This window comes from Variovorax brevis (genome assembly GCF_030317105.1).
In the GTDB taxonomy this organism is placed as follows: Bacteria; Pseudomonadota; Gammaproteobacteria; order Burkholderiales; family Burkholderiaceae_C; genus Variovorax; species Variovorax brevis.
The window spans coordinates 20,400-32,313 of the sequence record NZ_JASZYG010000005.1 but is presented as its reverse complement, the minus strand read 5'-3'; the positions used below and the strand labels follow the sequence as shown (position 1 = coordinate 32,313).

Sequence of the window (11,914 nt, the reverse complement as noted above, 5' to 3'; positions counted from 1 at the left end):
CATCATGGCCGTCTTGCGAAGCTCCAGAGACACATTCGAAATCATCGAATTCATCCCTCGGAGACAACGGCTGAAACCGATTTCGACTTGCTTTTCGCCCGCTGGCCGGGTGGCCGAAGCGATTCATTTTTCCATCTGAGGTCCAGGGTTCGGCCTCGCATTTGTTGCTCCCTCATGGCATCTCACGACTTCGACGTTCTCATCGTTGGCAGCGGCCTTGCCGGACTGAGTGCCGCGGTGCACCTGGCCAGCACGCATCGCGTGGCCGTGATCACCAAGCGCAGCCTGAGCGATGGCGCCAGCCAGTGGGCCCAGGGCGGCATTGCCGCGGTGCTGGGCGAGGGCGACACCATCGAGTCCCACGTGGAAGACACGCTGGTGGCCGGCGCGGGCTTGTGCGACCTCGACGCCACGCGTTTCGTCGTGGAACATGCACCCGAGGCGATCGAATGGCTGCGTACGCTCGGCGTGCCCTTTTCCGAGGAACATGGCGCATTGCATTTGACACGCGAAGGTGGCCACAGCCAGCGGCGCGTTGCGCACGTCACCGACGCCACCGGCGCAGCAGTGCAGCGCTGCCTCATCGACGTGGTGCGTCGTACACCGAACATCACGCTGTTCGAGGGCCACACGCTGGTCGACCTGATCACGGGAACCAAGCTCGGCCTGGGCGACATCGGCTGCCACGGCCTGTATGCGCTGGACTCGGAGGCCGACGAGGTCGTGGCTTTTCGTGCGCCGCACACCATCCTGGCCACCGGCGGCGCAGGCAAGGTCTACCTCTACACGACCAACCCCGACACTGCGACAGGCGATGGCATCGCGGCAGCGTGGCGCGCGGGCTGCCGCGTGTCGAACATGGAGTTCATCCAGTTCCATCCGACCTGCCTTTATCACCCCTTCGCCAAGTCCTTCCTCATCAGCGAAGCCGTGCGTGGCGAAGGCGGACAACTCAAGCTGCCCGACGGCACGCGCTTCATGCCCGCGCATGACGAACGCGCTGAACTCGCACCGCGCGACATCGTGGCGCGCGCCATCGATTTCGAGATGAAGAAGCACGGCCTCGATTGCGTGCACCTGGACATCTCGCATCAAAGCCCGGCGTTTTTGCGCGAGCACTTTCCGAACATCCTCGCGCGCTGCGCCGAACTGGGCATCGACATCACGCGCGAGCCCATTCCCGTGGTGCCCGCCGCGCACTACACCTGCGGCGGCGTGATGAGCGACCTGAGCGGGCGCACCGACCTGCCCGGCCTCTACGCCATCGGCGAGACGGCCTGTACGGGCCTGCATGGCGCCAACCGGCTGGCCAGCAATTCGCTGGTCGAGTGCATGGTGTTCGCGCGCGCCGCCGCCAAGGCCATTGCCGACACGCCGCCGCGCCGCGTGGCCGAGGTGCCGCCGTGGGATCCGAGCCGCGTGACCGATGCGGACGAGATCGTCGTGCTCTCGCACAACTGGGATGAACTGCGTCGCTTCATGTGGGACTACGTGGGCATCGTGCGCACCAACAAGCGGCTGGAGCGCGCGGCGCACCGCATCGCCTTGCTCTCGCGCGAGATCGACGAGTTCTACGGCAACTTCCGTGTCACGCAAGACCTGCTCGAACTGCGCAACCTGGTGCAGGTGGCCGAGCTGATCGTGCGCTCGGCGCAGGCGCGCCACGAGAGCCGCGGATTGCATTTCAGCCGCGACTATCCCTCGCTCGCGGCCACCGCGGTGCCGACCATCCTGGTGCCGTCGGCGATCTGAACGCTTCCCTTCTTTTACTTCTCCAAGAGAAAGACTTCACGCCATGTTTCGTACCCTGCTCAAGTCGAAGATCCATCGTGTTGCCGTGACGGATTGCGAACTCCACTATGAAGGCTCCTGCGCCATCGACGAAGACCTGCTCGACGCCGCCGGCATGGTCGAGAACGAGCAGGTGCACATCTGGAACATCAACAACGGCGAGCGCTTCGTGACCTATGCCATCCGCGGCGAGCGCGGCACCGGCATCATCTCGGTGAACGGTTCGGCCGCCCGCAAGGCCTCGGTGGGCGACCTGATCATCATTGCCGCCTTCGGCCTCGTGCCTGAAGAGAAAGTGGCCACGCATCGGCCACGGCTGGTGTTCGTCGACGGCGCGAATCGCATCAAGGAAGAACGCGCCCACATCCCGGTGCAGGCTGCGTCCGGCGAGCCCGTGGCCGCCTGAGCCCGGCGCCTTTTGCTTCTTCCTTCAAGTCGTCCCGCATGACCGCCACCACCAACGAACCGGCGAGCCCCTACGGCACGCTGCCCCCCGCCTCGCCGCCGGCGCTGCGCAAGCCTTTGAGCCTGCCGCGCCTGGCCGACATGCACGCGCGCGGCGAGAAGATCACCATGCTCACCGCCTACGACGCGACCTTCGCCGCCATGGCCGATGCGGCCGGCGTGGAATGCTTGCTGGTGGGCGATTCGCTCGGCATGGTGTGCCAGGGCCTGCACAGCACCGTCGGCGTCTCGCTCGACACCATGCGCTATCACACCGAAAGCGTGTTTCGCGGCCTGCACCGCGTGCAGGGCACGGCCTGGCTGATTGCCGACCTGCCCTTCGGCAGTTATCACGAGTCTCGCGAACAGGCGCTGCGCAGTGCCACGGTGCTGATGCAGGCGGGCGCGCACATGGTCAAGCTCGAAGGCGGCGGCTGGACCGCCGACACCGTTCGCTTCCTGGTGGATCGCGGCATTCCGGTGTGCGCGCACTTGGGCCTCACGCCGCAGACAGTGCATGCGCTGGGCGGCTACCGCGTGCAGGGCAAGGGCAGCGAAGCCGCTGCCGTTTTGCGCCAGCACGCACTCGAACTGCAGGACGCGGGCGCCGCGATGATGGTGCTGGAGATGGTGCCCGCCACGCTCGCCGCCGCGTTGACCGGAGAACTCACGCGCTGCGCGACCATCGGCATCGGCGCCGGCCGCGCGACGGCCGGCCAAGTGCTGGTGCTGCACGACATGCTGGGCATCAACCTCGGCAAGATGCCGAAGTTCGTGCGCAACTTCATGGCCGAGGGCGGCGGCATCCTGCAGGCGCTGCAAGCCTATGTGGGCGCCGTGAAGGACGGCAGTTTTCCGGACGACAGGCTGCACGCCTGGTAAGCCGCGCGCCCACCCTTCATTCGATTCAACGAGACCTGAACATGCATATCGCCCGCACGATCGACGAACTGCGCGAACACCTGGCCGGCTTTCAACGCCCCGCCTTCGTGCCCACCATGGGCAACCTGCACGACGGCCATCTGGATCTGGTGCGCCAAGCGAAGCCGCTGGGCGACGTGATGGTCGCCAGCATCTTCGTGAACCGCTTGCAGTTCCTGCCGCACGAAGACTTCGACACCTATCCGCGCACCTGGGACAGCGACTGTGCCAAGTTGCAGGCGGCCGGCTGCGACCTGCTCTTCGCGCCGGATGAAAAGGTGCTCTACCCCGAGCCGCAAACCTGCAAGGTGCATCCCGATCCGGCGCTGGCCGACATCCTCGAAGGCCACTTCCGGCCGGGCTTTTTCATCGGCGTATGCACTGTCGTGATGAAGCTCTTTTCCTGCGTGCAACCGCGCGTGGCGGTGTTCGGAAAGAAGGACTACCAGCAGTTGATGGTCATCCGCCACATGGTGCGACAGTTCGCGCTGCCCATCGAGATCGTCGGCTCGGAAACGCGGCGCGCCGAGGACGGGCTGGCGCTTTCTTCGCGCAACGGGTATCTCAGCGAGTCGGAGCGTGTGGAAGCCATACAGCTTTCGAACGCGCTCAAGGCGATGGCCGAGGCCGTGCGTTCAGGCGAGCGTGACTTTGCCGCGATCGAGGCGCGCGGCATGAGCGCGCTGCAGGAACGCGGCTGGCAGCCAGACTACCTGGTGTTGCGTCGACGCGCCGACTTGCAGGCGCCCGCATCCGGAGAGGCGCTGGTTGCGTTGGCTGCTGCGCGCCTTGGGACGACACGGCTCATCGACAACCTCGAGATCGACAGTTGAGCGAACGGCTTGATGGCGCTCGGGCCGACTGACGCCTCACTCACCAGCACGGGCTTTTGCGGCAGCGCGGAGTTTGCTCGGACTTGCTCCTCTCCCTTCCGGGGAGAGGTTGGGTGAGGGGCACCGGGCCCATGCAATGACCACGCGCTTTTGACCGCCCGGTGCCCTCACCCCAACCCTCTCCCGGAGGGAGAGGGAGTCGAGACCCTTGTTCGAATCATCGTGGCCATAGCGAGTCACTCTACAGCCCCGCGAGGCACACGTACTTGATCTCCAGATAGTCATCCAGCCCGTACTTCGAACCTTCCCGCCCCAAGCCCGATTGCTTGACGCCTCCAAACGGCGCCTCCGCCGTGGAGATGAGGCCGGTGTTCACACCGACGATGCCGCACTCCAGCTGTTCGGCAACCCGCATGATCCGGCCGATGTCGCGGCTGTAGAAGTACGACGCAAGGCCGAACTCGGTGGCGTTCGCCATCGCCAGTGCTTCGTCCTCGGTGTCAAAGGCGAAGATGGGCGCGAGCGGGCCGAAGGTTTCTTCGTGCGCCACCAGCATGTCTGACGTCGCGCCGCCGATCACGGTGGGTTCGTAGAAGCGCCCGCCCAGCGCGTGGCGCTTGCCACCCGCCAGCACGGTGCCGCCCTTGGCCAGCGCATCGGCCACGTGTTCCTCGATCTTGGCCACGGCCTTGTCGTCGATCAGCGGCCCCTGGTTCACGCCGGGCTGTGTGCCCTCGCCCACCTTCAGCGCCTTGACCTTCTCCACCAGCTTCTGCGTGAACGCCTCCAGTACGCCGCGCTGCACAAGGATGCGGTTGGCGCAGACACAGGTCTGGCCGGTGTTGCGGTACTTCGACACCATCGCGCCTTCCACCGCGGCGTCGATGTCCGCATCGTCGAACACGATGAAAGGCGCGTTGCCGCCCAGTTCCAGCGAGAGCTTCTTGATGGTGTCGGCCGACTGCCGCATCAGCGTGCGCCCCACCTCGGTCGAGCCCGTGAAGCTGAGCTTGCGCACGATGGGGCTGCGCGTCATCTCGCCGCCGATCTTCGATGCAGATCCGGTCAACACCGACAGCAGTCCCTTGGGCACGCCCGCCCGGTCGGCGAGTTCAGCAAAAGCAAGGGCCGAGAAAGGCGTCTGCGTCGCGGGCTTGACCACCATCGCGCAACCCGCCGCCAGCGCCGGCCCGGCCTTGCGCGTCAGCATCGCGGTCGGGAAGTTCCAGGGCGTGATCGCGGCCGTGACGCCCACGGGCTGCTTCAGCGCAAGGATGCGGCGATCCGCCTGCGCCGCCGGAATGGTGTCGCCGTACACGCGCCGCGCCTCTTCGGCGAACCACTCGATGAACGAGGCCGCATAGGCGATCTCGCCCTTGCTCTCGGCCAGCGGCTTGCCCTGCTCGGTGGTCATGATGAGCGCCAAGTCGTCCACATTGGCCAGCATCAGGTCGTTGAGCTTGCGCAGGATAGCCGAGCGTTCCTTGGCCGGCCGCCGTGCCCAGGCGCGTTGCGCGACTTCGGCCGCTTCGATGGCGCGCACGGTCTCGGTGGTGCCACACATCGGCACGGTGCCGATCTGCTCGCCGGTGGCCGGGTTGACGACGGGGACGGTCTCGCGCGAGTCCGCATCCATCCATTCGCCGGCGATGAAAACCCGCTCGCGCAGCAGGCTGGAATCCTTCAGTTTCAACATGGTCGGTCGATCTCCTTGGCGTTAACTGGCTGTTGAGCCTTGCACAGCCCGCGAAACAATGGCGAGGCCTTCCTCGAATATGGACTCTTCGATGGTCAACGGGAAGAGGAATCGAATCACATTGGCATTTGTGCCGCAGATCAGCAGCAGCAGGCCAGCCGCTTGCGCGCGCTGTTGCACCATCTTGGCGAGGGCCGGGTCCGGGCTGCCGTCGGCCGTGGCGAATTCCATGGCCACCATGGCGCCGAGCCCGCGCACGTCCGAAATGCGCGGCACTTCGCGGCGCAAGGCTTGCAAGTGCGCGGTCAGGCGCTGGCCGAGATGGGCGGCGCGCTCGTTCAACCGCTCGTCCTCGATCACGTCGAGCACGGCGTGGGCCGCCGCAATGGCGAGCGGGTTGCCCGCGTAGGTGCCGCCGAGCCCGCCGGGCGCCGGCGCGTCCATGATCTCTGCGCGGCCGATCACGCCCGACAGCGGCATGCCGCCCGCCAGGCTCTTGGCGACGGTCATCAGGTCGGGCAGCACGTCGTAGTGCTCCATGGCGAACAGTTTGCCGGTGCGCGCGAAGCCGGTCTGGATTTCGTCGGCGATCAGCAGGATGCCGTGGCGGTCGCAGATTTCGCGCAGGGCGCGCATGAATTCAGGCGGCGCGACATGGAAGCCGCCTTCGCCCTGCACAGGCTCGAGGATGATCGCGGCGACCTGCTCGGCCTCGATGTCGGACTTGAACAGGTGCTCGATGGCGCGCAGCGAATCGTCGACCGTGACGCCATTGAGCGCCTGCGGCGCCGGCACGTGGAAGATGCTACCCGGGAAGGGGCCGAAGCCGGCCTTGTACGGTGCCACCTTGCCCGTCAGCGCCATGCCCATGAAGGTGCGTCCATGAAAGCCGCCCGTCAGCGCGATGACGCCGGGACGTCGCGTGGCCGAGCGCGCGATCTTGATGGCGTTCTCCACGGCCTCGGCGCCGGTCGTGAAGAAAGCGGTCTTCTTCGCATGCGTGCCGGGCGCGAGGCGATTCAGGCGTTCGGCCAGCGCGACCGAGCTTTCATAGGGGACCACCTGGTAAGCCGTGTGCGTGAAGCAATCGAGTTGCGCGCGGATCGCTTCCACGATGCGCGGATGGCAGTGGCCGGTGTTGAGCACGGCGATGCCCGAGCCGAAGTCGATGTAGCGGCGTCCCTCCACGTCCCACAACTCCGCGTTGCGCGCTCGCGCCGCATAGATGGGAAAGCCGATGCCGACGCCGCGCGGGGCGGCTGCGATGCGGCGTGCATCCAGGCTGGCATTGGTGACTGCAGCGGCGTCGCTCTGCGGACGCGCGAGGGTGGCGGTGGAACTCATGCGGTGTCTCTCATGGGGTTGGAAAAAATTGCGGAAGAGCCGGACGCCATCAGCGACCGGCGGCGAGTCGATCGCGCAGGTAAGCCTCATGCCACTGCGCTTCCGAAGTCTCGATCACAAGGGGTTTGCGCCGTGCGCCGCCCGGCACTTGCGCGAGCGCCTCTCGCAGCGATGCTTCGTCGTCGGCGCGGCAAGCGTCGCAGCCGAAGCCGCGCGCCAGCATCTGGAAGTCCGGCGTGTAGATATCGACGCCGATGGGCGCGATGTCCCTGCGCTGCATGTAGCGCTTGATTTCGCCATAGCCGAAGTTGTTCCACAGCAGCACGACGATCGGCACGCCCGCTTCCACGGCGCTGGCGAGTTCGGGCAGCGTGAACTGCAGTCCGCCATCGCCGATCAAGCAGACCACGGGTGTGCCGGGCGCGGCCAGTTGGGCGCCGACGGCGGCCGGCAGGCCGTAGCCCAGGGTGCCATAGCCGGTGGATGAATTGAACCAGCGCCGCGGCCCCGGCATGTCGATCGCGAGATTGCCTTGGTAAACCGGCTGGGTGGAGTCGCCCGCAAAGATGGCGCCAGGCAGGACATCCAGCACCGTCCGCAGGTAGTGCCGTTGCGCGCGGAACTGCGAATCCCATTCTTCTTCGAGCTGCGTTCGAACGGCGCGCACACGTTCGGCGCCCCACGACGGAGCGCCTTGCAAACGCGAGCCGGCGCCGGCGTGAGGCAAGTCGCGCAAGCTCGAGACGAGCCGCGCCAGCACATCGCCGCTGTCTCCCAGCACAGTGCAAGTCGGCTCGAAATTGCGCGACAACTGCGCGGTGTCGATGTCGACGCGGATCAGCGCGCCGCCCAATGCAAAGCCGCCGTCGAAGACCGTGTCGTAGTCCGTTTCGCCCAGCTCGGTCCCCACGGCCAGCACCACATCCGCTTCGCGCACCAGCGCGCGCACGGCGACCGTGGATTGGGTCGAGCCCAGCAGCAGCGGATGCCGTGGTGGCAGCAAGCCCTTGGCGTTGATGGTGAGCGCGGTGGGGGCGCCCAGTTGTTCGGCCAGCGCTTGCAGTGCGGGTCCGGCATTCACCGCACCGCCGCCCGCAAGAATCAGCGGCCGAACGGCACGCGCCAGAAGCGCCGTTGCATCGTCGATCGATGGCTGGCTGGCCACCGGCTTGCGGGATCTTTCGGGCCTCTGCCGATTGAGGTGGCTCGCATCGGCCGTGATCACATCGAGCGGAATCTCGATGTGCACCGGCCGCGGCCGCGCACTGTCGAACACGGCAAATGCACGCGCCAGCACGGCCGGCAGGTCATCCGGTTGCATCAACGTGTGCGAGAAGGCGGTGAGCCCGGCGATGAGCCCTTGCTGCGAGGGCAACTCGTGCAGATGCCCGTTGCCATGGCCCAGCTGACTGCGCGCGTTGACGCTGGAGATCACCAGCATCGGCACCGAATCGGCATGGGCCTGTCCCAGCGCCGTGGCGATGTTGGTCATGCCGGGCCCGGTGATGATGAGGCACACGCCCGGCTTGCCGCTCACGCGCGCATAGCCGTCGGCCATGAAGCCGGCGCCTTGCTCGTGGCGCGGCGTGACGTGGCGGATGCGCGAGCGGGCCAGGCCGCGGTAAAGCTCCACTGTGTGGACGCCGGGGATGCCGAAGACATGGTCCACGCCATAGTCTTCGAGCAATTCGATCAGGACTTCGCCAAGGGTCTTCATGTCGCCCTCACTTCAGCGAGCCGGAGATGAACTGCTGCAGCCGTTCGCTGCGCGGCTGGCTCAGCACCTGCGATGGGTCGCCCTCTTCCTCGATCAGTCCGCGGTGCAGGAAGATCACGTGGTTCGAGACGCTGCGCGCGAATCCCATCTCGTGGGTGACGACCACCATGGTGCGCCCCTCTTGGGCCAGCGATTGCATGACGCGCAGCACCTCGCCCACCAGTTCAGGATCGAGCGCCGAGGTCGGCTCATCGAACAGCAGCGCGTCCGGCTCCACGGCCAGGGCCCGCGCGATGGCCGCGCGCTGCTGCTGCCCGCCCGAGAGATGCGCGGGATGGTAGTGCCGCCGTTCGTACAGGCCGACCTTGTGCAGATAGGCCTCGGCCGCCTCGATGGCCGCCGGCTTGCTCATGCGCAGCACATGCACCGGCGCCTCGATGATGTTCTCCAGCACCGTCATGTGCGACCACAGGTTGAAGCCCTGGAAGACCATCGCCAGCTTGGAGCGCACCCGTTGCAACTGCTTGTGGTCCGCGCATTCGAGATCGCCGTGCGCATCGCGCTTCAGGCGCAAGGCCTCGCCGTTGACCAGGATCTCGCCCTCGGTCGGATGCTCCAGCAGGTTGATGCAGCGCAACAGCGTGCTCTTGCCCGAGCCGCTGGAGCCGATGATGCTCAGCACGTCGCCCTTGCGCGCCGTCAGCGATACGCCGCGCAGGACCTCGTTCGATCCATAGCGCTTGTGAAGCTGCCGCAACTGCAGCGGATACGGCGCCGAACTGATGGCGACGGAGGCGGCGTGGGTGCCTGCTGTGTCCGGTGGAACCCGCAGCGGCGTGTCGAGCGCGGCAAACGATGGAGTGGTCATGGTGAACGTCGGCATGGAGGGTGGGGAGTTCAGGGGGTGGGCTCGTGCAGCGCACGTGGTCGCAGGTGCACCAGCCAGCGCCGCTCGGCAGCGCCGAACAGGCGCACCAGCAACAAGGTGAGCAGGAGGTAAATGACGCCGGCCGTGATGAAGGGCTCGAAGGCCACGTAGAACTCGGCGTTGATGAAGCGTGCGGCACCGGTGACGTCCAGCAGGGTCACCAGGCCGGCGAGCGAGCTCATGTGCAGCAGCATGATGACTTCGTTGGCGTACTGGGGCAGCGCGCGCCGCAGCATCGAGGGCGCCAGGATGCGGCGCGCCATCGTCCAGCGCGACATGCCGAAGCTCAGCGCCGCCTCGATCTCGCCCTTGGGCAATGTGGCCAGCGCACCGCGAAAGATCTCGGTGGTGTAGGCCGTCGTGTTGATGACGAAGGCCAGCAAGGCGCAAAAAGCCGCGCTCGACAGCAGGGGCCACATCACGCTGCCGCGAACCGCTTCGAACTGCGACATGCCGTAGTAGATGAGGTAGAGCTGCACCAGCGCCGGCGTGCCGCGGATCACGAAGGTGAAGGCCGCCACCGGCATCCAGAAGATGCGCCGGCTCGCATTGCGCGCAAAGGCCAGCGGCACCGGCAGCAGCAGTCCGAAGAGCGCCGCGCCTGCAGTCAGCCCGAGCGAAATGCCGACGCCTCGGGCGAAGAGCTCCCAGTTCTCGGCGATCAGGTCCCAGTTCATGGTGTGCACCTCATGGCAGGGCCGCAGCGGGCTGCGAAATCGGACGCGTCAGGCTGCGCGCACCGCGCTTTTCAAGCCAGCGCAGCAACAGCATCGACGCGGTCGTGATGAGCAGGTACACCGCCGCCGTGAGCAGGAAGAAGGTGAAGGGTTGCCGCGTGGCCTGCGCTGCGTTCTTGGCGCGGAACATGATGTCTTCCAGGCCCAGCACCGACACCAGCGCGGTGGACTTCACCAGCACCAGCCAAGTGTTGGTGAAGCCCGGCAAGGCAAGGCGCGCCATCTGCGGCAGCACGATGCGCCACGCCATGCGCACCCGGCCCAGGCCGAAGGCTTTCGCCGCTTCGATCTGGCCTTTGGGAATGCCCAGGATGGCGCCGCGAAAAGTCTCGGTGAGGTAGCCGCCGAAGATCAGGCCCAGCGTGACCAGCGCCGCGAAGAAAGCGGGGATGTCCACGTGTGTGTCGATGCCCAACCCGGCCAGCGCGAGGTTGATGAGCGCGGGGCCGCCGTAGAAGAACAGCAGCATCAGCACCAGGTCGGGCACGCCGCGGATCAGCGTCGTATAGGCATTGGCTGCGCTGGCCGACCAGCGCCCGCCCGAGATCTTGGCCCAGGCGCCAAGCAGGCCCAGCGCGATCGCCAGCACGAGCGAACCCAATGCCACCTCGAGCGTGACCGAAGCGGCTGCCAACACGTTCCACAGATAGTCCATCCCTGGCCCCTCTCTCTTCACCCTGTGCGTTCAGTCCACCACGAGGGTGAAGGGGAAGTACTTGTCGTTGATCTTCTTGAGCGTGCCATTCTTGCGCAGCGCCTGCAGGCCCTGGTTGAACAGCTCCTTGAGTTCCGGATCGCCCTTGCGCACCGCCACCGCGACGCCTTCGCCGAGCGACTTGTCGTCCTTGCCCGAGAGCGAAGGGCCGACGAACTCGTAGTCCTTTCCATCCTTGCTCAGAAAGCTGTCATTGACCTGCACGACAAAGCCGAAATGCAGGTCGGCGCGGCCACCCAGCAACTCGAGGTACGGCTCGCTCGCGCCCTGGTAGTACTTGACGTTGGCGACGTTGCCATACACCTTGCGCACATAGCTCGCCTGCGCCGTGCCGGCCTGCACGGCGATCGTCTTGCCCTTGAGCCCCTCGGGGCTGACAACGGTGGTGGCACCCTTCTTCTGCACGAACCTGTTTTCCATGCGGTAGTAGGGTTCGGTGAAGTCGATCAGGCGCTTGCGATCGTCGTTGATGTTCAGCGAGGTGATGAGCGCATCGGACTTCTTCGAGACCAGGCCGGGAATCAAGGCATCGAATGCGGTGTTGACCAGCTTGCACTTGAGCTTGAGCTGCTCGCACAGCGCATTGGACAGGTCGACCTCGAAGCCGACCAGCTTGCCATCGGGCGCCACCGATTCGAAGGGCGGATAGGTCGCGTCCATGGCAATGGTGACTTCCTTCCATTCCTTGGCCGCGGCATTCAGGCTCAGGATGGTCAGTGCGGTGGCGATCAGGTAGCGGGTTTTCATGTCGACTCCTCCGGGTTGTTGTAACGTGGGAAAGTGATGGG

Annotated in this window: 11 protein-coding genes; 4 read left to right on the top strand and 7 right to left on the bottom strand. The window is 66.0% G+C overall.

Translation table 11 applies throughout. From position 1 onward, the window contains the following. Nucleotides 1-174 precede the first annotated feature (174 nt). Genes nadB through panC form a run of 4 tightly spaced genes read left to right on the top strand, consistent with a single transcriptional unit; the run spans nucleotide 175 to nucleotide 3,989 of the window. Complete coding sequence (gene nadB / locus QTI66_RS16570) at nucleotides 175-1,752, top strand: L-aspartate oxidase (protein ID WP_286560925.1); 1,578 nt, start codon at nucleotides 175-177, stop codon at nucleotides 1,750-1,752. Between the two features lie 43 nt (nucleotides 1,753-1,795). Next, on the top strand, nucleotides 1,796-2,197 hold the full coding sequence (gene panD / locus QTI66_RS16565) for an aspartate 1-decarboxylase (RefSeq protein ID WP_286560924.1): 402 nt from the start codon (nucleotides 1,796-1,798) through the stop codon (nucleotides 2,195-2,197). A 38-nt stretch (nucleotides 2,198-2,235) separates the two neighbouring features. Next, the gene (gene panB, locus QTI66_RS16560; protein WP_286560923.1) at nucleotides 2,236-3,117 is read left to right on the top strand and encodes a 3-methyl-2-oxobutanoate hydroxymethyltransferase; all 882 of its coding nucleotides are present in this window, start codon (nucleotides 2,236-2,238) and stop codon (nucleotides 3,115-3,117) included. Nucleotides 3,118-3,158: 41 nt separating this feature from the next. After that, on the top strand, nucleotides 3,159-3,989 hold the full coding sequence (gene panC, locus QTI66_RS16555; RefSeq protein WP_286560922.1) for a pantoate--beta-alanine ligase: 831 nt from the start codon (nucleotides 3,159-3,161) through the stop codon (nucleotides 3,987-3,989). Between the two features lie 241 nt (nucleotides 3,990-4,230). Here panC and QTI66_RS16550 read toward each other — a convergent pair whose 3' ends face one another. The 7 genes from QTI66_RS16550 to QTI66_RS16520 are packed head-to-tail and all read right to left on the bottom strand — an operon-like array spanning nucleotide 4,231 to nucleotide 11,873. Then, nucleotides 4,231-5,685: an NAD-dependent succinate-semialdehyde dehydrogenase gene (locus tag QTI66_RS16550; protein WP_286560921.1), complete on the bottom strand. Its 1,455-nt coding sequence runs from the start codon at nucleotides 5,683-5,685 to the stop codon at nucleotides 4,231-4,233. Between the two features lie 21 nt (nucleotides 5,686-5,706). Continuing rightward, a complete protein-coding gene (gene gabT, locus QTI66_RS16545) occupies nucleotides 5,707-7,029 on the bottom strand; it encodes a 4-aminobutyrate--2-oxoglutarate transaminase (protein WP_286560920.1) in 1,323 nt (440 codons plus the stop codon). Between the two features lie 49 nt (nucleotides 7,030-7,078). Next, nucleotides 7,079-8,746 carry a 5-guanidino-2-oxopentanoate decarboxylase gene (locus QTI66_RS16540; RefSeq protein WP_286560919.1) on the bottom strand — a complete coding sequence of 556 codons (1,668 nt, stop codon included), beginning with the start codon at nucleotides 8,744-8,746 and terminating at the stop codon, nucleotides 7,079-7,081. A 7-nt stretch (nucleotides 8,747-8,753) separates the two neighbouring features. Further along, nucleotides 8,754-9,614, bottom strand: a complete 861-nt coding sequence (locus tag QTI66_RS16535; protein WP_286560918.1) for an ABC transporter ATP-binding protein — start codon at nucleotides 9,612-9,614, stop codon at nucleotides 8,754-8,756. 29 nt (nucleotides 9,615-9,643) lie between these two features. Next, entirely contained in the window at nucleotides 9,644-10,351 is a 708-nt protein-coding gene (locus QTI66_RS16530; RefSeq protein WP_286560917.1) for an ABC transporter permease, read from the bottom strand. 10 nt (nucleotides 10,352-10,361) lie between these two features. Next, nucleotides 10,362-11,066: an ABC transporter permease gene (locus tag QTI66_RS16525; protein WP_286560916.1), complete on the bottom strand. Its 705-nt coding sequence runs from the start codon at nucleotides 11,064-11,066 to the stop codon at nucleotides 10,362-10,364. Nucleotides 11,067-11,096: 30 nt separating this feature from the next. Beyond that, the gene (locus tag QTI66_RS16520) at nucleotides 11,097-11,873 is read right to left on the bottom strand and encodes a transporter substrate-binding domain-containing protein (protein ID WP_286560915.1); all 777 of its coding nucleotides are present in this window, start codon (nucleotides 11,871-11,873) and stop codon (nucleotides 11,097-11,099) included. Nucleotides 11,874-11,914: the final 41 nt, after the last annotated feature.